Origin of the sequence: Polynucleobacter sp. IMCC30063 (genome assembly GCF_021395235.1) — a bacterium.
GTDB lineage: Bacteria > Pseudomonadota > Gammaproteobacteria > Burkholderiales > Burkholderiaceae > Polynucleobacter.
On sequence record NZ_JAJVCQ010000002.1, the window covers coordinates 311,128 to 329,746 of the forward strand.

General features: G+C 45.8%; 16 protein-coding genes. 10 read left to right on the top strand and 6 right to left on the bottom strand.

Annotated elements, in window-relative coordinates:
- Positions 1–5: 5 nt before the first annotated feature.
- The 4 genes from LZG75_RS06200 to LZG75_RS06215 are packed head-to-tail and all read left to right on the top strand — an operon-like array spanning position 6 to position 4,088.
- A complete protein-coding gene (locus LZG75_RS06200; RefSeq protein ID WP_233936291.1) occupies positions 6–1,472 on the top strand; it encodes an NADH-quinone oxidoreductase subunit M in 1,467 nt (488 codons plus the stop codon).
- 10 nt (positions 1,473–1,482) lie between these two features.
- The gene (nuoN, locus tag LZG75_RS06205) at positions 1,483–3,000 is read left to right on the top strand and encodes an NADH-quinone oxidoreductase subunit NuoN (RefSeq protein ID WP_233924005.1); all 1,518 of its coding nucleotides are present in this window, start codon (positions 1,483–1,485) and stop codon (positions 2,998–3,000) included.
- Positions 3,000–3,596 (top strand): NUDIX domain-containing protein, encoded by a 597-nt coding sequence (locus LZG75_RS06210; protein ID WP_233924006.1) that lies wholly within the window; start codon positions 3,000–3,002, stop codon positions 3,594–3,596. Before nuoN ends, LZG75_RS06210 begins: the two co-directional genes overlap by 1 nt.
- A 57-nt stretch (positions 3,597–3,653) precedes the next feature.
- Positions 3,654–4,088: a DUF1178 family protein gene (locus tag LZG75_RS06215; RefSeq protein WP_233924007.1), complete on the top strand. Its 435-nt coding sequence runs from the start codon at positions 3,654–3,656 to the stop codon at positions 4,086–4,088.
- Between the two features lie 37 nt (positions 4,089–4,125).
- Here the strand turns inward: LZG75_RS06215 and LZG75_RS06220 are convergent, their stop codons facing one another.
- Positions 4,126–5,646 carry a CoA-acylating methylmalonate-semialdehyde dehydrogenase gene (locus tag LZG75_RS06220; protein ID WP_233936293.1) on the bottom strand — a complete coding sequence of 507 codons (1,521 nt, stop codon included), beginning with the start codon at positions 5,644–5,646 and terminating at the stop codon, positions 4,126–4,128.
- Between the two features lie 128 nt (positions 5,647–5,774).
- Here LZG75_RS06220 and LZG75_RS06225 point away from each other — a divergent pair, with 128 nt between their 5' ends.
- From LZG75_RS06225 to LZG75_RS06240, 4 genes are all read left to right on the top strand, one after another.
- Positions 5,775–6,896: an NADH:flavin oxidoreductase/NADH oxidase gene (locus tag LZG75_RS06225; protein ID WP_233924009.1), complete on the top strand. Its 1,122-nt coding sequence runs from the start codon at positions 5,775–5,777 to the stop codon at positions 6,894–6,896.
- Between the two features lie 33 nt (positions 6,897–6,929).
- A complete protein-coding gene (locus tag LZG75_RS06230; protein WP_370635186.1) occupies positions 6,930–7,919 on the top strand; it encodes a Bug family tripartite tricarboxylate transporter substrate binding protein in 990 nt (329 codons plus the stop codon).
- A 16-nt stretch (positions 7,920–7,935) separates the two neighbouring features.
- Positions 7,936–8,595 (top strand): SprT family zinc-dependent metalloprotease, encoded by a 660-nt coding sequence (locus LZG75_RS06235; RefSeq protein ID WP_233924010.1) that lies wholly within the window; start codon positions 7,936–7,938, stop codon positions 8,593–8,595.
- Between the two features lie 114 nt (positions 8,596–8,709).
- Entirely contained in the window at positions 8,710–9,783 is a 1,074-nt protein-coding gene (locus LZG75_RS06240) for a tartrate dehydrogenase (protein ID WP_370635190.1), read from the top strand.
- 22 nt (positions 9,784–9,805) lie between these two features.
- Here LZG75_RS06240 and dnaQ read toward each other — a convergent pair whose 3' ends face one another.
- The 5 genes from dnaQ to LZG75_RS06265 all read right to left on the bottom strand — a co-directional run bounded on the left by dnaQ (position 9,806) and on the right by LZG75_RS06265 (position 16,338).
- Positions 9,806–10,501 carry a DNA polymerase III subunit epsilon gene (gene dnaQ, locus LZG75_RS06245; protein ID WP_233924011.1) on the bottom strand — a complete coding sequence of 232 codons (696 nt, stop codon included), beginning with the start codon at positions 10,499–10,501 and terminating at the stop codon, positions 9,806–9,808.
- Between the two features lie 2 nt (positions 10,502–10,503).
- A complete protein-coding gene (locus LZG75_RS06250; protein ID WP_233936301.1) occupies positions 10,504–13,602 on the bottom strand; it encodes an efflux RND transporter permease subunit in 3,099 nt (1,032 codons plus the stop codon).
- The gene (locus LZG75_RS06255; RefSeq protein WP_233924013.1) at positions 13,599–14,951 is read right to left on the bottom strand and encodes an efflux RND transporter periplasmic adaptor subunit; all 1,353 of its coding nucleotides are present in this window, start codon (positions 14,949–14,951) and stop codon (positions 13,599–13,601) included. The genes LZG75_RS06250 and LZG75_RS06255 overlap by 4 nt, the downstream gene beginning before the upstream one ends.
- A gap of 135 nt (positions 14,952–15,086) precedes the next feature.
- A complete protein-coding gene (gene rnhA / locus LZG75_RS06260; protein ID WP_233924014.1) occupies positions 15,087–15,542 on the bottom strand; it encodes a ribonuclease HI in 456 nt (151 codons plus the stop codon).
- The gene (locus tag LZG75_RS06265; RefSeq protein WP_233936303.1) at positions 15,535–16,338 is read right to left on the bottom strand and encodes a class I SAM-dependent methyltransferase; all 804 of its coding nucleotides are present in this window, start codon (positions 16,336–16,338) and stop codon (positions 15,535–15,537) included. Before LZG75_RS06265 ends, rnhA begins: the two co-directional genes overlap by 8 nt.
- A gap of 32 nt (positions 16,339–16,370) precedes the next feature.
- Between LZG75_RS06265 and gloB the strand changes: the two genes are divergently transcribed.
- On the top strand, positions 16,371–17,216 hold the full coding sequence (gene gloB / locus LZG75_RS06270; RefSeq protein ID WP_233924016.1) for a hydroxyacylglutathione hydrolase: 846 nt from the start codon (positions 16,371–16,373) through the stop codon (positions 17,214–17,216).
- On the top strand, positions 17,198–18,610 hold the full coding sequence (locus LZG75_RS06275) for a transglycosylase SLT domain-containing protein (RefSeq protein WP_233936312.1): 1,413 nt from the start codon (positions 17,198–17,200) through the stop codon (positions 18,608–18,610). The genes gloB and LZG75_RS06275 overlap by 19 nt, the downstream gene beginning before the upstream one ends.
- The last annotated feature ends 9 nt before the right edge of the window (positions 18,611–18,619 follow it).

Below are 18,619 nucleotides of genomic sequence, written 5' to 3' on the forward strand. Positions count from 1 at the left end.
ATTTCATGACACTTTCATTCGCAATCTGGACACCAATCTTCTTCGGCCTTGTGCTGTTGATGTTTGGTTCAGATAAATCCACTGTTGGTTTGCGCTATCTAGCGCTCTTTGGTGCAGTTATTAGTTTTATTGCCACCTTACCTTTAATTTTAAATTTTGATCTTGCCAATGCTGGCATGCAATTTGTGGAAAAGGTCAGTTGGATTCCGCGCTACGATATTAATTACTATTTAGGAGTTGATGGGATTTCAGTATGGTTTATCGTGCTTACTGCATTCATCAATATCTTCATAGTGATTGCCGCTTGGGATGTAATTCAAGTCAAGGTTTCTCAGTATCTAGCTGCCTTCATGATTTTGTCGGGCTTAATGATTGGCGTATTTGCAGCGCTTGACGCTTTATTGTTTTATGTGTTCTTTGAGGCAACCTTAATTCCGATGTATGTAATTATTGGGGTATGGGGTGGGCACAACCGTATTTATGCAGCCTTTAAGTTCTTCTTGTATACCTTGCTGGGCTCGTTACTGACTTTAGTGGCCTTGCTCTATCTATATAACGTCAGTAATAGTTTTGATATTCTGGTTTGGCAAAAGACGCGCTTAGATATTGTTGAACAAGTCTTTTTGTTTGCGGCGTTTTTCATGGCCTTTGCAGTTAAGGTGCCCATGTGGCCACTACATACCTGGCTTCCCGATGTGCACGTTGAGGCTCCCACGGGCGGTTCTGTAGTGCTAGCAGCCATTATGTTGAAGTTAGGCGCGTATGGTTTCTTGCGCTTCTCTTTGCCAATAGCACCTGATGCTAGCCAATATCTGGGCCCTTTTATTATTTTCTTATCTTTGGTGGCAGTGATTTATGTTGGTCTGGTTGCCTTAGTGCAGCAGGATATGAAGAAGTTGGTAGCGTACTCGTCGGTAGCGCACATGGGTTTTGTAACCCTGGGATTTTTTCTATTTAGCCCGCTTGGTATTGAGGGTGGAATTGTGCAAATGATTTCACATGGCTTTATTTCGGGTGCCATGTTCTTATCGATTGGTGTTTTATATGAGCGGATGCATACTCGGCAAATTGCGGATTATGGCGGTGTAGCACATACGATGCCTAAATTTGCAGTGTTTGCTGTCTTTATGGCAATGGCTAATTGCGGTTTACCTGCAACCTCAGGCTTTGTGGGTGAGTTTATGGTGATTCTGGCGGCAGTAGATTACGACTTCTTAATTGGGGTCTTAGCAGCCACAGCTTTAGTTCTTGGCGCCGCTTATTCTTTATGGATGGTGAAGCGGGTCTTTTTTGGTCCGATTGCCAACCCCCAGGTAGCCGCGCTGAAAGATATTAATGGGCGTGAGTTTTTCATGATGGGCGCATTATCGATCTGTGTGTTGTGGATGGGGGTATATCCCAAACCTTTTACCGATATCATCCATCCCGCCGTAATTAATCTGCTGCAACATGTTGCCGTAAGTAAATTGTAGGATAGAACAGATGCAAGCACTTGACCTTATTGCCATTTTCCCCGAATTACTGTTACTGGTAACCGCCTGCTTTTTATTGGTAGCTAGTGTTTTTGTGCGTGAGCGCCCAGTAATAATCAGCAATGCTTTTGCTGCTAGCGAAGAACCGGATATTTTTCATACGCCCCGTGGGGTTGGGTTTGTTTATTTCTTCACCATAATTTTATTAGCTGTTCTTGCCATTGCATTTATTGGCCGCTTTGATGATGTATCACTATTGGCAATGAATGGCTTGTTTCAGTCTGATCCAATGGCCAATTTACTCAAAGCAGGGTGCTGTTTAGCTTTGCTAATTAGCTTGATTTACTCTAAACAGTATTTACAAGATCGGGGCTTATTTCGTCCCGACTTTATTGTTTTATGTTTATTTGCTTTGCTCGGGCAATTGGTACTTATTTCTGGGGCAAATTTACTGAGCTTATATTTGGGCTTGGAATTAATGGCTTTATCAACCTATGCATTAGTTGCAATGCGCCATAGCAGTGCTAAGAGTGCTGAGGCAGCAATGAAATATTTTATTTTGGGTGCTTTGGCTTCTGGTTTTCTTTTATATGGCATGTCGATGCTGTATGGCGTAACGGGCTCATTAGATTTGCTCGAAATTTTTCAGGCGGTTGCTGACCCGCGCATTAATCATTTAGTCTTGGCTTTTGGAGTGGTTTTTATTGTCGCTGGCTTAGCTTTTAAAATGGGCGTAGTACCATTTCATATGTGGGTACCCGATGTGTATCAAGGTGCTCCTACCGCTGTAACACTGCTTATTGCGGCAGCCCCTAAATTAGCCGCTTTTGCTTTGCTCTTCCGTTTACTGGTAAATGCTTTATTACCTTTAATGGGTGATTGGCAGCCGATGTTAATTCTGCTAGCGATCTTGTCACTAGTTTTAGGTAATGTCACCGCAATTGCCCAAACTAATCTCAAGCGGATGCTAGCTTATTCAGCGATTGCGCAAATGGGTTTTGTTTTATTAGGGATGCTGGCCGTATTTGATGAGCATGCTTATAGTTCCGCCTTTTTTTATGCCTTAACCTATGTCATAACTACTTTAGGCAGCTTCGGCTTATTAATGCTGCTTTCGCGCAAAGGCTATGACTGCGAAACGCTAGATGGTCTAAAGGGCTTAAATCAACAACATCCTTGGTATGCTTTTATCGGCTTAATTTTGATGTTTTCGCTTGCTGGGGTTCCGCCTACTGTTGGCTTTGCGGCAAAGCTAGCCGTTCTTGAAGCCTTGGTGGATGCACAATATACTGGTTTGGCAGTACTTGCGGTATTGGCGTCTTTGGTGGGCGCTTTTTATTATTTGCGGGTAGTTAAGGTCATGTACTTCGACGAGCCAATCCATGAGTTACATGCAGTGAGCGGCTCTAGATTTGCACGGAGTATATTAAGTCTGAACGGCATTTTAGTTTTAGTCTTAGGTATTTTCCCCGCTGGCTTATTAACATTGTGTTTAGATGCTATGCGTCGCACTTTGTTAGGCGTTTAATGACTGAAAAATCACTCAGTGATTTAGCCATTGGCGATGCCCATTTGCGTGAAGAGCGCGTTTCGGGTGAGGCCATCTACGATGGTATTTTTTTGCAGATGAAACGCGATGTTGTACGCCTGCCTGATGGGGCAGAGGCAATGCGTGAATATTTAACTCATCCGGGCGCCGTAGCCATTTTGGCTATATTGGATGATGGCCGGGTGCTCATGGAGCGACAGTATCGTTACCCCATTGCTAAAGCTTGCTTAGAAATTCCAGCGGGTAAGTTAGAAATTGGTGAAGACCCTTTACTTTGCGCACAACGTGAGCTTCTAGAAGAGACCGGCTATACCGCAAGTACATGGTCTTTTATTCGCCGCATTAATCCGGTGATTTCCTATTCAACAGAATTTATCGATATTTACTTGGCACAAGGGCTTATAGAGGGTAAAAGTCAGCTTGATGCAGAAGAGTTTTTAGACGTATTTGCTGCGCCTCTAGAAGATTTACTGCAGTGGGTTGAACGTGGCGAAATTACCGATGTGAAGACGATTATTTCGAGTTACTGGTTAGAGCGTTATCGGCGCGGCTTAGTTTTACCAAAATCTTTATAATTAGATATTTATTTATAGCCCTTGAATTTATGCAAATAATCCTTATCTATTATTGGTATGAAAGTCTATAACCTTTCTTGTGCACTGACCCATTCTTTTGAAGGCTGGTTTGCTTCGGAGGCAGATTGCCTATCACAACAGGCGAATGGTCTATTAACTTGTCCAATATGTAATAGCAATGAGGTTATTCGGCTACCTTCTGCACCCCATATTGGTGATCGGCTTGGCGAGCGCAATGCAGTGCAAACACAGACTCAGCTTGAACCACAAATGCAGGAGGCCTTTTTAAAGGGCGTGCGCCAATTAATTAATGGTGCAGAAGATGTTGGCACTGCATTTGCTGAAGAGGCGCGGCGCATTCATTACCATGAAGCCCCCGAACGCAATATTCGCGGCCAAACAACGCAAGACGAAGCAGAATCATTACGAGAAGAGGGCATTCAGGTATTAGCTTTGCCCGCGCTTCCAATCCTTAAAAATACCCTGCAGTAAGCCACTTAATTTCTATTAAGTTGTTAATGATTTGCAGTTACTTTGAGGTTGGCATGACGAATTCTGCGCCTTTGCTAATACTTTCTGGCCAGCGCTGCATCACACTTTTTTGCTTAGTATAAAAACGGACACTTTCTTTGCCGTAGGCGTGGGTATCGCCAAAGATGGAGCGCTTCCAGCCACCAAAGCCATGCCAGGCCATGGGCACAGGAATCGGTACATTAATCCCCACCATGCCGACTTGCACACGGCGGGCAAATTCGCGCGCAATATTACCATCGCTGGTAAAGCAGGCAACGCCATTCCCAAATTCATGGGCATTGACTAAATTCAAAGCGTCGGCAAAGTTAGCCACCCGCACGCAAGAAAGTACTGGGCCAAAAATTTCTTCACGATAAATTTTCATCTCGGGAGTGACATGATCAAAGAGGGTGCCACCAATCCAGAAGCCTTGCGCAAACTGTGGAGATTTAAATGGGCGTCCATCAACCAATAATGTGGCGCCACTAGCTACGCCACTTTCTATATACCCAGTAATGCGCTCAAGGGCTGCGCGACTTACTATCGGCCCCATCTCGGCATCGAGCTCCATCCCGTTTTTAATTTTCAGGGACCGTGTCCGTTCAATCAGCTTTGGCATGACTTTATCGGCTGCATCGCCAACCAGAACCGCAACTGAAATAGCCATACAGCGTTCGCCAGCGGAGCCATAAGCAGCTCCAACTAAGGCGTCAACCGCTTTGTCGATATCGGCATCGGGCATGATGACCATGTGATTTTTAGCTCCCCCGAGGGCTTGAACGCGTTTGCCAAAATGGGCGCCACGCTCATAAATATAGTTGGCAATTGGGGTTGAGCCAACAAAGCTTAGGGCCTTGACGTGAGGATTTTCAAGCAAGGCATCAACTGCTTCTTTATCGCCTTGTACGACGTTAAAGACACCGTCAGGCAAACCCGCTTCTTTGAGTAAGCGCGCCATGAATAAAGAAGCCGATGGGTCGGTAGGGCTCGGCTTGAGGATGAAAGTGTTGCCGCAGGCTATTGCCATTGGAAACATCCACATTGGCACCATGACCGGAAAGTTAAATGGAGTAATTCCAGCAACTACTCCTAAAGGCTGGCGCATGACCCAATTGTCGATGCCTGTCGAGACTTGCTCGGTGTAGTCGCCTTTGAGTAGCTCGGGAATACCTGTGGCGAATTCGACAATCTCTATTCCGCGAGTGACTTCGCCTTGGGCATCTGTAAAGACTTTGCCGTGCTCAGCAGTAATAATGGCGGCCAATTCATCGCTATGGCGATTTAGCAGCTCGAGGTATTTAAAAAGAATGCGCGCGCGCCGTAGGGGCGAGGTATCCGACCATGCAGGAAAAGCAGCTTGTGCAAGCTCAACAGCCGCATCAACCTCGGCACGGTTAGCCAAGGCAACTCGCCTGGCAATTGCGCCAGTAGCGGGGTTATACACATCTGCAAAGCGACCCGTTCCAGGTTGAAGGATTTTACCGCCAACAAAGTGGCCAATATCTTCTTTAATTTCAAAGGCTTGCGGTGCATTCATCAAGTTTTACCCTAGTTATTGTATGGAGTTGAAATGAAGGGTTTACAGGCAAAAACCTGCGAAAATAAGAACCCTCATGGGGATCTCGTTATTCTATCGGTTTGGCCAATTTTTTGTTGAAAGTGCATATGAGTTTGTTATTTTCTAAATACACCTTAGGCTCGCCCAAGGGCGGATTAGAGCTAAGTAATCGGATTGTTGTGGCACCGATGTGCCAGTATTCCTCCGCTGATGGTGCGGCCACCGACTGGCATCTCATGCACTGGGGTAATTTATTAAATAGTGGTGCAGGCCTTTTTATTATTGAGGCTACCGGCGTTTTACCCGAAGCGCGTATTACACCAGTGTGCTTAGGTTTATGGGATGAGCGTACCGAAGCCGCGCTGAAAGATAAGCTTACGCGGGCCAGGGCGTTAGCACCAGCAGTACCCGTTTTTATTCAGCTCTCGCACGCTGGCCGCAAAGGTTCTAGCGCCTCGCCATGGCACGGTGGCCAATTAATTGATGAGGGGGCTGGCGGCTGGCAAGCATCAGCGCCTTCAGCCGTGCCGCAACTGCCCAATGAAAAACCACCCCGCGCCTTCACCCCAGATGAAATTCAAGACTTGATCCAAGCGTTTGTCATTGCCGCGCAACGTGCTGAGCGGATTGGGATCGATGGAGTAGAACTGCATGGTGCTCATGGGTATTTATTGCATCAGTTTTTATCACCTATTGCCAACCATCGCACTGATCAGTATGGGGGCTCGTTTGAGAATCGGATTCGTTTGGTAATTGAGTTATTCACAGCTGTCAGAGCAGCTTATCAAGGCGTTTTAGGCATTCGCCTTTCTGCTTGCGATTGGGTTGAGGGCGGCTGGACCCCTGAAGAAACCGCTGAATTAGCTTTGCGTCTGAAGACCCTAGGATGTAATTATGTCCATGTTTCATCAGGGGGCGTTTCGCATTTACAAAAAATTGCTATTGGTCCCAATTACCAAGTTTCATTTGCCAAATTAGTTAAAGAAAAATCGGGCTTACCTACCATGGCAGTGGGCTTAATTACCGATCCCCATCAAGCCGAAGCGATTTTGCAAGCTGGTGATGCCGATTTAATTGCGCTGGCTCGCGCCTTCCTCTATAAACCGCGTTGGGCTTGGGAAGCTGCCGCCGCTTTACAAGGTGAAGTTACTGCTAGTAGTCAATATTGGCGTTGTTTACCGCGTGAGGCGCAAGCTGTTTTTGGCGCAGTACGTATTGGCCAGCGCTAATTTATAACCAGCATTTTTATTTAAAGGGTTTATATGCCATTATTTAAGCGACTAGCAATGATTTTCAGCCTAGGTCTGAGCGGATTAGTAGGGCTAGCAGTGACCCAAGCTGCTGTTGCGCAATCTTTCCCTGATCACGCCATTACTTTAATCGTGCCCAATCCGCCTGGTGGCTTGGTCGATACATCGGCGCGTTTATTGAGTGAACCCCTTGCCCGCGTTCTTGGCGAAACGGTGATTGTGGAAAATAAACCTGGAGCAAGTGGCAATACAGCTTACCAGTTTGTGGCTAAAGCTAAGCCAGATGGGTATACCTTGTTGATTTCCTATTCGGGATACCACGTTGGTAATCCGGCCTTAATGGATAAATTACCGTGGGATCCGCTTAAAGATTTTGCGCCAATTGCGTTACTTACCGTCTCAACTAATGTGATTGCGGTGCATCCCTCAATTCCAGTAAATAACTTAAAAGAACTGATTGCTTATGCGAAAGCCAATCCAGGCAAGTTAAATTATGCTTCGCAGGGTAATGGCTCGGTTTCACATATTGGTACGGAAATTTTTAAACAAACCACCGGAATTGAAATGGTGCACGTGCCTTATAAAGGCTCTGGACCCGCAATTCAAGATGTCTTGGCTGGACAGGTACAGGTATTTATAACGACACCGCCATCGGTGATGCAGCACGTGCAAAGTGGCAAATTAAAAGGTTTAGCAGTGACGGGCAAAACCCGTCACCCCTCGATGCCCAACGTACCCACTACGGCTGAGGCTGGCTTGCCAAGCTTTCAGCTCGAGTCGTGGGTAGCTTTGTATGCTCCTGCTGCTACTCCGGCACCAGTCATTCTCAAGCTAAGTGAGGCAGTGAAAAAAAGTTTAGAGCAGGCAGAAGTCAAGCAACGGGCCGATACCGCAGGCGTTGAAGTGCGTTACCTCAACCCCCAGCAAATGGATGCGCTCTTGAAAAAAGAATTGCCCTATTGGAACAAGGTGATTAAAGCCGCTAATATTAAGCTTGATTAAATAGAAAGAAGTAGCAATGTCCCAGCAAGAACATCCGCAGGCTTATACCCTGCGTGAAGCGTGGTTAGAAGCAGCAGTGAAGTATTTAGAGCCCATTTTTTCTAAAGCAGGTTATGCCATTCCCCCCGTGCGAGTCTCATGCGGATTTCCGGCATCGAGTAGCCCGCGTACGACCTTAGGGCAATGTTGGCCACGGGAACGTTCGGGCGCTAGTGTTAATGAAATTTTTATCTCGCCCAAAATTGATGAACCCGTAGCTTTGTTAGATACACTGGTGCATGAGTTATGTCATGCTGTTGATGATTGTTTTAGCGGGCATGGCGAAGATTTTAAAGGTATCGCCCAAACAGTAGGGCTTGAAGGACCAGCGCGAATGGCAAAAGCGAATGAGGCCCTGGTAGTGCGTTTAATGATGATTAGTCAAGAGCTTGGCCCTTATCCACATCAAGCTATCGTATTTCCACCGCCACGGCCGAGTAACGCCAGCCGTAATAAGGCTACCTGCCCTCAATGTGGTTACGAGGTCACTTTACTGAAGAAGTGGGCTAGTTATGGCGCCCCGATTTGCCCAAAAGACTCGCTCAGAATGGTCGAGGCCATGCCTCAAACAATTGAAAATACCACCCTTACCGAGCTAGTACAAGAGCCCGATGAAATTCGACGCGCCATTAGCTAAGCGCTAAAATATCCTAACAATAATTTCTACACCGCATTTGTTATTACTCTAAGAATGCTTCCCTAATTTACTACCTTACTAAAATTAATCATCATTATGAGCGCACAAAAAATCATTCAAAATCCAAAGATCGCGATTATTCCTGGTGACGGCATTGGCAAGGAAGTCATGCCTGAGGGGGTTAGAGCCCTAGAGATCGCAGCCAGTAAGTTTGGTATCAACTTTCAGTTTGATCACTTTGATTTTGCAAGTTGTGACTACTATTTGAAGCACGGCAAGATGCTGCCCGATGATTGGTTTGATACCTTAATGAAATACGATGCTATTTTCTTTGGTGCGGTGGGTATGCCTAATATTTTAGCCGACCACCTTTCTTTGTGGGGTAGCTTAATTCAATTTAGACGGGGTTTTGATCAATATGTGAATTTACGCCCCGTACGATTATTGCCCGGTGTACCTTGTCCTTTGGCCAACCGTAAGCCTGGTGATATCGACTTCTTTGTGGTGCGTGAAAATACCGAAGGTGAATATTCAAGCGTGGGCGGCAAAATGTTCCCCGATACCGAGCGCGAATTTGTCGTACAAGAATCGGTTTTTACGCGCATTGGAACCGATCGGATTTTAAAGTTTGCCTTTGATCTAGCGCAAAGCCGATCTAAGAAACACCTGACGTCGGCAACGAAGTCGAATGGTATTGCTATTACGATGCCATATTGGGATGAGCGAGTAGAAGCAATGGCTAAAAAATACCTTGATGTAAGGATGGATAAATATCATATTGATATTCTCACGGCGCAGTTTGTGATGAATCCCGATCGCTTTGATGTGGTCGTAGCAAGCAATTTATTTGGCGATATCTTGTCTGATTTGGGTCCAGCATGCACTGGCACGATTGCAGTTGCACCATCGGGAAGTATTAACCCTGAGGGACTTTATCCCTCATTGTTTGAACCAGTTCATGGTTCAGCCCCCGATATTTTTGGTCAAAATATTGCGAACCCGATTGGTCAAATTTGGAGTGGTTCGATGATGCTAGATCATTTGGGATACCCCGCTGCGGGCAAAGCAATTTTCTCAGCAATTGAAAAAGTCTTAGCGGCTGGACCAAACCATGCCCCATTAACACCCGACTTAGGTGGTAAGGCTTGTACTGCAGATTTAGGCAAGGCAATAGCCGCAGCAATTTAATTGCGGGCTAGGGGGTAATTATTTAGCTGCCCCAGACGGGCTCCTTTTTATTGCTCTTAGCGATTTCTGTCATGACAACTTGATGTGCTTCGCAATCTGCAGCACTAGCCTGTAAGACAATTAAGTCTGTGGGTAGTGCGCGGGCTTGTCCAGTAGCATCGGTTTTACTATCGTAATCAATTAAATCGATGGTGAGGTCTTCTTGGCCACGGGTCATCGCTAAATAAACTTCAGAAAGAAGCTGCGCATCTAACAGAGCGCCGTGTAAAGTGCGGTGCTCGTTACTAATTGCAAAGCGGTCACAGAGTGCATCGAGTGAATTACGTTTACCTGGAAACATTTGTCTAGCATCAACCAAGGTATCAATCACATTGCTCAATTGCGCCTTAAAGCTTGCCCGCTTTAAGCGATTAAATTCACTTTCTAGAAAACCTAAATCAAAAGGGGCATTATGAATAATGACTTCAGCATCAGCCAAAAATTCCATTAATTCATCGGCAATATGGGCAAAGAGGGGTTTATCTGCCAGAAATTCACGTGATAGGCCGTGAACCGCATAGGCCCCCGCATCAATTTCACGCTCAGGATTAATATAGCGATGAAAGGTGCGATTACTAAGGCGGCGATTAATTAGCTCCACGCAACCAATTTCAATAATGCGATCGCCAGTTGCGGCATTCAACCCAGTAGTTTCAGTATCGAGAATAACTTGGCGCAAGATTAAGTAGCCACCAAATCTTCAGGCGGGATTTCCATCGGCCCAGTACCAGCATATTTATCGAGGTAAAGATAAATAACGGGCGTAATAATCAAAGTAACAAATTGCGAAAAAATGAGGCCGCCTGCTACTGAAATGCCTAATGGCTGTCTTAATTCTGCACCAGCACCTAAACCAAAGGCAATTGGTAAGGCGCCCATTAAAGCAGCTAGGGTGGTCATCATAATGGGGCGAAAGCGCAAGGCACAAGCTTCACGAATCGCTTGCTCGGGGGTCATACCATGGTTACGTTGCGCCTCAAGGGCAAAGTCAATTAGCAAAATCGCATTTTTCTTCACAATGCCAATGAGCAGCAAGATACCAATCGAAGCTATCACCGTTAGCTCAAAGCCAAACAAGCGTAGAGCGAGTAAGGCGCCAATCGCTGCAGAGGGTAAGCCTGCCAAAATAGTGAGGGGATGAATATAGCTTTCATAAAGTACTCCGAGTAGTACGTAAATAACCCCCAGCGCCGCCAAAATTAAAATGATTTGTCCCGATTGATTATTTTTAAAAACTGCGGCGTCGCCGCCATAACTCGTAATAATAGAAGGTGGCAATTCAATGGCTTTCACGTATTTTTCGATTTGATCGGTCGCATCACCTAAGAATATATTTGGTGCCAAGTTAAATGAAATCGTGACTGCCGGAATTTGTCCCTGATGGTTTACTGCAGTAGGGCCTATAGTACGTTTAAAACTAGCAAGACTTGAAAGTGGAATGAGTTTATCGGTAGCACGCCCGCGCACAAATATTTTATTGAGGTCCGTTTCAAACTGGCGATCTTCGGGCGCAGCTTCAAGAATTACGTAGTAGGTGTTGACGCTGCTGTAAATTGTGGAGATTTGTCGTTGACCAAAGGCGCTATACAGCGCAGTACGAATATCAGCAATATTGACTCCAGCCCCTGCTGCTTTTTCACGATCAATGTCAATTTGAACATTGAGTCCTTTTAATTGCGAGTCAGTAGTAACATCGCGAAACATCGGATTACTACGCATTTTTTCAAGTAACTTTTCGGCCCACTGGTTAACCCCCTCAAACCCAACACTTTGTAGGGTGAATTGATAGCGACTTTTACTAACGCGACCACCCAATTGTAAATTTTGAACCGGCCGCATATAAATATTTAAACCAGGTAATTGCTTAAACTGATTTCTGAGGCCCTCAAGTACTTGAGGCATTGGGAGGCGGTCACCCTTTGGTTTTAAGATAATTAAGAAGCGTCCTGTATTTGTGCCAGTACTCAGGCCGCCACCAATGATTGAAATTGAGCTCTCTACATTGGGATCTTTGCGCACAATTTCTGCAGCACGATCTTGTAAATCTAACATGGCAGTAAAAGAAATATCTTCTGCCGCTTCGGTTGTAGCGGTAATTTGGCTAATATCTTCTTCAGGAAAAAAGCCAGTAGGGCTATACATAAATAAGAGCACCGTAATAACAAAGGTCGAGATCGCTCCCCACAAGACGATTTTACGATGATGTAATGCTAAATCAAGGTAATGCAAGTAGGTCTTCAACGTCCATGCAAATATTCTGTCAAATTGCCTCAACAAGGCATTGTCGATGGAGTGCTCACCTGGTTTTGGTAAAAAGCGACTACAAAGCATGGGCACTACAGTTAACGACACTAGGGCGGAAACTAAAATGGATAAGGTCACTACAATTGCAAACTCATTAAATAACAGTCCAATGGGGCCTGGCATAAAGAATAGGGGAATAAATACGGCCACTAGAGAAATCGAGATTGAGATAATAGTGAAGCCCACTTCTTTGCTACCAATGAGTGCCGCCTTTAGAGGATCCATGCCTTTCTCAACATAACGCATGATATTTTCTAGTACCACAATAGCATCGTCGACTACGAGCCCCACTGCTAAGGTAATACCAAGGAGCGAGATATTATCTAGGCTATAGCCTAATATATAAAGCAAAAAGAAAGCGCCAATGAGTGAAATTGGCATGCTAATCGACGGAATAATTGTGGCAGAAAGGTGCTTTAGGAAGAGAAAGATGACCAACACCACGAGAAAAATAGTCAGGCCTAAGGTGAGGTTGACATCGTGAATTGAGTCTTTAATTGAGAGCGAGCGATCGTTTAATAATTGCAACTTAATTGAAGCGGGCATCTGTTGTTGAAATTGGGGCAGCAGTTTTTTTACTGCGTCAACAACTTCAACTGTGTTGGCATTAGGTTGCCGTAAAACTGCAATTGCAATCGAGCGCTCACCATCGGCAGTAGCCCAGGTTTTAATATCTTCATAACTTTGCAAGACATTGGCTACATCTTTTAAGTACACCGGTAGGCCATTCCGTTGGGCAACTACTAAATTGGCAAATTGCTCGGGCTTGAGCATTTGCTCATTTGCATAAATCGTAATACCTTGACGCGGACCATCAAGAACACCCACTGGACTATTTGAGTTTGCTTTATTTATAGCGATTGCGATTTCATCTAAGGTAAGGTTGCGGCTAGCTAAGGCATCAGGACGAGCAAGTACTCGAATGGCATAGCGTTTCGCTCCATAGACTAAGACTTGTGCCACCCCAGTAATCGTTGAGATTGTGGGCGAAAGTAAGTTTTCAGCGTAATCATTCAGCTCAGCAAGGTTCATTGAAGGTGAACTCATACGCACGACGATGACGGGGGTATCGGCAGGATTAATTTTGCGATAGGAGGGCGGCACCGTCATTTCAATTGGCAAGCGTTTTTGTGCGCGTAGTAGGGCAGCTTGCACATCGACAGCGGCTTTATCGATATCGCGGTTGTTATTAAATTCTAGGGTAATGTTCGTAACACCTAAGAAATTACTGGAGCTAATGACTTTAATGCCGTCAATCGTTGAAAATTCTTTTTCTAAGGGTAGCGCGACTGAAGAAGCCATATTTTCTGGCGAAGCACCTGGCAAGGTGCCGCTGACAGAAATAATGGGGGTATTAAAACTCGGCAACGCTGCGACTGGAATTTTGAAATAGGCAATGACGCCAGCGATTACGATAGCCACGGATAGCAAGACGGTCATGACTGGCCGGCGGATGCATAACTCGGAAAGTGTCATTTAGCGGCAGCAGGTGCGGCGACAGGCGCGGCAGGGGTTGTGGTAGGCGCAGCACTTTTTACTGGAGTAGAGCCAGTAGCTGGTGTAGCTTCACGAATTTTGGTGCCCGGACGTAAATTTTGTTTGCCTTCAACTACCACTCGGCTGCCGGGCGCAACGCCAGTAATAACTGACTGGCCTTGATATTCATAAACCACAGAAATGGGTTTAACAGCCACTTTATCACCGGCTTCAACGATATACACAATGCGACCTTTAGGGCTAATAATGATCGCTTGGGAAGGTACGACTAATGCATCTTTCAGTTCGCCAGCATTGAGCTTCACACGGGCAAATTCTCCTGGCAATAGGATCCCTTTTTCATTAGGGATTTGCGCCTTCACACGTACCGCTGCGATGACAGGATCGACTTGGTTATCAACCACTAAAACGTTACCGACATAACTTTTGTTGCTTGAGTCTCCTACAGTGACTGTAACCTGCATAGGGGTTCCCGCGCTTTGAGTTTCTAGAATAATGGGAATGTCTTTTTCCGAAATCACAAACTGCACATTGATGGGGTTAAGTTGAGTGATGGTAACCATGGCTCCAGTGGTGGTAGTGGCAGTTGAGCTGGTCGCAGTGATTACGGTGTTACTGGCTTGTACCAATGAGCCTGGAAAAACATTAATAATGCCGGTGCGCCCACTAATGGGAGCGCGAATCGAGTCGAACGAGAGCTGCACTTGTGATGCGTTAGCAGCAGCTTGAGCCGATCTTGCATTGGCTAGAGAGGTATCGAGCCCCGCTTTAGAGATAAAGTTTTTATCCATTAGCTCTTTAGCGCGTAAATATTGTTTTTGCGCATCATCTGCGAGCGACTTCAGTTTTTCATAGTTTGCTTTATCTACACGATCATCGAGCAAAAATAATAAGTCACCCTGTTTCACTTCTTGGCCATCTTTAATGAAAATTTTGCTTACCGTATTGGTAACCATGGGGCGAATATCGACAATACTGTTTGCCACAATGGTGCCGGTTGCTTCAATTACCAAGGGTACATTTTTAGCTTGCACAATAACCGAGGTAATGGTTTGTGGTCCACCTACTTTATCTGCTGGCGGAAAGAAATAGGTATAGGCTTTTGAGCCTACGTAAATCAAAATCAACAAGGCAATAAGACGCCATTTGTATTGACGAATAAATGCCTTGACACTAGCCAGATTAATTTTTTTAAACCGCGCGAGCAGTACTTGAGCAGTGGGGCGAGCCAGCAGCGCTTGAATACTTTGCCAAACTGCGCAGGCTGTTTTTTTAGTGCGTTTGCCTAAAGCATCTAATGTGGAGGAAAGCCAGTTTTTTTGCAGCACAGTTTTTAAATTTATATCTTGGTTAAAGGTAAAGGCAAATTGAATTATTGCAGTGCCTATTTTTTCTATCCAGCAAGTGTTCGCCACATTTTCGCATAAGCTGGAATTTACTGAAGATCGTGGTTTCCGGGCTGACTAGGGTAAAAATTCTTCAACCCCGCGATTGGCCAATTGATCGGCCAGCTCATTGCCTGGGTCGCCGTTATGGCCCCGCACCCAATGCCATGAAATGGTGTGTTCTGGCAATAAAGAATCGAGTTCTTGCCATAAATCGGCATTTTTTACTGGGGCTTTTGCGGCAGTGCGCCAATTTCGGGCTTTCCACCCATCTAGCCACTCTGTAACCCCTTTTTGCACGTATTGAGAGTCGGTATAAAGGGCAACCGAACTAGCTTGTTTGAGGGCCCGTAGCGCATAAATAACGGCGCTAATTTCCATGCGATTATTGGTAGTGAGCAAAGCCCCGCCATGCAATTGCTTTTCATGGTGCCCTGAGCGTAAAACTGCGCCCCAACCACCTGGACCAGGATTGCCTTTGCAGGCGCCATCGGTATAAATCGTAATGTGCGGTAAAGCGGTTTTTTTATTCATTCCCTGGTGGCCTTGCGTGCTGCTCGACAGCGGGGGTAAGTTGGGTAAGGGCTTTAAGTCGTTTGGCGGGAATGCGCCCAAGCAGATGCATGCCAGGAGTTCGCTTAATAGCTGAAATCAAAAAGACGGCCCCAAAAATAGGCCACCAGCGATTCCCCATCGGTTCTAAAAAATCCATTCTTGTCATGCCGGCGGAACTTTGTAAGGGAAATTTATAACAGCCAAAATGACCTCGATCAACTGAATAATCCAGTAATTTTAGCCAATCTTTCAGGCGTAGCAGACTAATAAATTGCCCGGTTCGTGGTAAATAGGGTGTGCCAAATAAATGGCTTAAATATTGCCTGACACCCCAAATGCTGGCTGGATTAAATCCTGAAATAATCACCCGGCCTTCGGGTAGCAAAATACGATCGACTTCCCGCAAAATTTGGTGGGGATCGGCCGCAAATTCCAACACATGGGGCAGCAGCACTAAATCAATACTTTGACTAGCAAATGGGAGTTCGGTAGGTAAACCCTCGACGATATGCCACTCTTGGCTCTGCGCTTTGATGCCAACCTCACCAGGGCTAACAGAGAGCACATGCAAGGGCATCCGATTGGCGTTTAAGCCGTCGAGCTGGGGTAAGCCAATTTGCAAAGCATGAAAGCCAAAGACATCACCCACGGCGGCTGCGAAGCGTTTTTCTTCCCAAGCTAAGACATATTGGCCCGGTGGCGAGTTTAGCCATTGTTCCCATGAAGACCACGGTGGGGCGTCATGCGCCGCGGAGGGTGGGGGAGTTGATATCATTAGGTCTTGTTTGTATCCGAGGTTTTCGTCTCATGGTCAAGAGTACAGCATTGCAAGTTTGGCCGATTCCTGCCTTTAGTGATAACTATATCTGGTGCATTCACGATGGTCATAGTGCACTGATTATTGATCCGGGTGATGCGGCCCCCGTTATTCAATATCTGCAAAAAAATCGGTTGCAGTTAAGCGGAATTTTGATCACTCATTATCACGCTGATCATATCGGCGGGATTGCCGATTTATTAAGTGCCACTCCCAATGGCGACGCTTTACCAGTTTATGGGCCTGCGGCAGAAGTGATTGCTGAACGAACCCACGCTTTAATGCAGGGGGATGAGTTTGCCATCGCTGCACCTGCGATTCATTTTCAGGTTCTCGAGGTGCCTGGTCATACCTTGGGGCATATTGCCTACTTTGCCCCCGCAATACAAGTTCAAGAGGCCAGCGAGGATGCGCAGCAGGGAGCAGAGCCGCCACGGCTATTTTGTGGCGATACTTTATTTGCTTCTGGTTGTGGTCGTTTATTTGAAGGCACACCCACACAAATGCAGACATCTTTAGCAAAATTTGCTGCCTTACCAGGCAACACCTTGGTGTACTGTACCCATGAATACACCCTTTCGAATATCCGTTTTGCTTTGGCAGTTGAACCGCATAACGTTGATTTAATTACTTGGGCCAAACGGGCAGAGGGCTTACGAGCAGCACATTTACCCACCGTACCAACAACCATTGCGCAAGAAATGAAAACTAATCCTTTTATGCGTTGTGATCAAGCGGATGTTATCGCTGCAGCATGCAAGATTGCTCAGCAACCCGCTCTAAAAAGCCCGGCAACTGTGTTAGCAGCGATTCGTGCTTGGAAAGATCAGTTTTAGTGCGCAGTGCAACGGGCTATAGCTTACAGTTATACGGGCTAGCAATCCTTGCTGCCCTAGCCTTGGGGGGCTGTGCAACAGGGCCCCAATGGAGTTCTGACACGCCCACAGGCGCAATTTCTAAAGACCCGCGCGCTGCAAAAGCCCCGCGCATTAATTTAAATGAACAGTCGGTTAGTAGTTTAGAGGCACCTAGTAATAATTTGTGGATTCATATTCGTAATGGCTTTCAAATGCCCGAGCTCGAAAGCCCATTAGTCATTCAGCAAACAGTTTGGCTTGCGGCACGCCCTGATTATGTACAGCGCTCAATGGCACGTTCATCGCGGTATTTGTTTTATATCGTGCAAGAGGTTAATTTACGGGGCATGCCTACAGAGTTAGCCCTCTTACCTTTTGTGGAAAGCGCGTTTAATCCGCAGGCTAAGTCCGTTGCTAAGGCCTCGGGTATATGGCAGTTCATGCCTAAAACAGGCAAAGACTTTAAGTTAACCCAAAATGTATTTCGGGATGAACGGCGCGATGTATTGCAGTCTACTGACGCCGCTCTAGATTATTTGCAGCGCTTATATAAACAATTTGGCGATTGGCAACTGGCTTTAGCTGCGTACAACTGGGGCGAAGGTAATGTGCAACGCGCAATTCGTAAAAATCAGGCAGCGGGCTTACCCATTGGCTACAGCGATTTAAGTATGCCGAATGAAACGCGCAACTATGTACCTAAACTCATGGCCTACCGCAATATTGTGATGCAGCCAGAAGCCTATGGCATTGTTTTGCCGCAATTAGAGAATCATCCGTATTTTGTGGCCGTGGATGTTACTCGCGATATTGATGTCAAACTCGCGGCAAATTTAGCCGAGATGCCGCTTGAGGAGTTTTTAAATTTAAATCCCTCATTTAATAAGCCAGTTATTTTAAGCGCCGCTAATCAACAAATTTTATTACCGTTTAGTCGCGCTGAAATTTTTCAAGCGAATTTAAAACAATATCAAAAACCATTAGCATCTTGGACGGCTGTCACTATTTCAAAATCAGAATCACCCGAGCAAGTTGCGAAGACCCTTGGAGTGGATGTGACGCAATTACGTGAGGTAAACGGCATTCCAAAGGGCATGCGCATTAAAGGGGGGTCGACGGTTTTAGTTCCAAAGTTGGCCAATAAAACCAGCGATATTTCTGTGAATTTAGCTGAAAATGCAAGTCTGAGCCTAGAAAAGCCGCCACCACCCCCAAAACCCAAAAAAGCGGGTACGCATTCTAAGGCGGCCTCGCAAAACGGGGCAACTAAGCGTAAATCCCCATCGACAGAGACAGCGAAATCTGCGAAAAATATACCCAATAAGCCCTTAACTGCGACAACTAGCAGTGGCAAGGTAACTGTTAAAAACTAACGTAATGGG

Bases quoted from the DNA above. Each gene is read 5' to 3' on its own strand.
- LZG75_RS06225 (WP_233924009.1), top strand. From the start codon at position 5,775: ATGAGTTTGTTATTTTCTAAATACACCTTAGGCTCGCCCAAGGGCGGA.
- nuoN (WP_233924005.1), top strand. From the start codon at position 1,483: ATGCAAGCACTTGACCTTATTGCCATTTTCCCCGAATTACTGTTACTG.
- LZG75_RS06230 (WP_370635186.1), top strand. From the start codon at position 6,930: ATGCCATTATTTAAGCGACTAGCAATGATTTTCAGCCTAGGTCTGAGC.
- LZG75_RS06200 (WP_233936291.1), top strand. From the start codon at position 6: ATGACACTTTCATTCGCAATCTGGACACCAATCTTCTTCGGCCTTGTG.
- LZG75_RS06265 (WP_233936303.1), bottom strand. From the start codon at position 16,338: ATGATATCAACTCCCCCACCCTCCGCGGCGCATGACGCCCCACCGTGG.
- LZG75_RS06220 (WP_233936293.1), bottom strand. From the start codon at position 5,646: ATGAATGCACCGCAAGCCTTTGAAATTAAAGAAGATATTGGCCACTTT.
- LZG75_RS06250 (WP_233936301.1), bottom strand. From the start codon at position 13,602: ATGACACTTTCCGAGTTATGCATCCGCCGGCCAGTCATGACCGTCTTG.
- LZG75_RS06215 (WP_233924007.1), top strand. From the start codon at position 3,654: ATGAAAGTCTATAACCTTTCTTGTGCACTGACCCATTCTTTTGAAGGC.
- rnhA (WP_233924014.1), bottom strand. From the start codon at position 15,542: ATGAATAAAAAAACCGCTTTACCGCACATTACGATTTATACCGATGGC.
- gloB (WP_233924016.1), top strand. From the start codon at position 16,371: ATGGTCAAGAGTACAGCATTGCAAGTTTGGCCGATTCCTGCCTTTAGT.
- LZG75_RS06235 (WP_233924010.1), top strand. From the start codon at position 7,936: ATGTCCCAGCAAGAACATCCGCAGGCTTATACCCTGCGTGAAGCGTGG.
- LZG75_RS06210 (WP_233924006.1), top strand. From the start codon at position 3,000: ATGACTGAAAAATCACTCAGTGATTTAGCCATTGGCGATGCCCATTTG.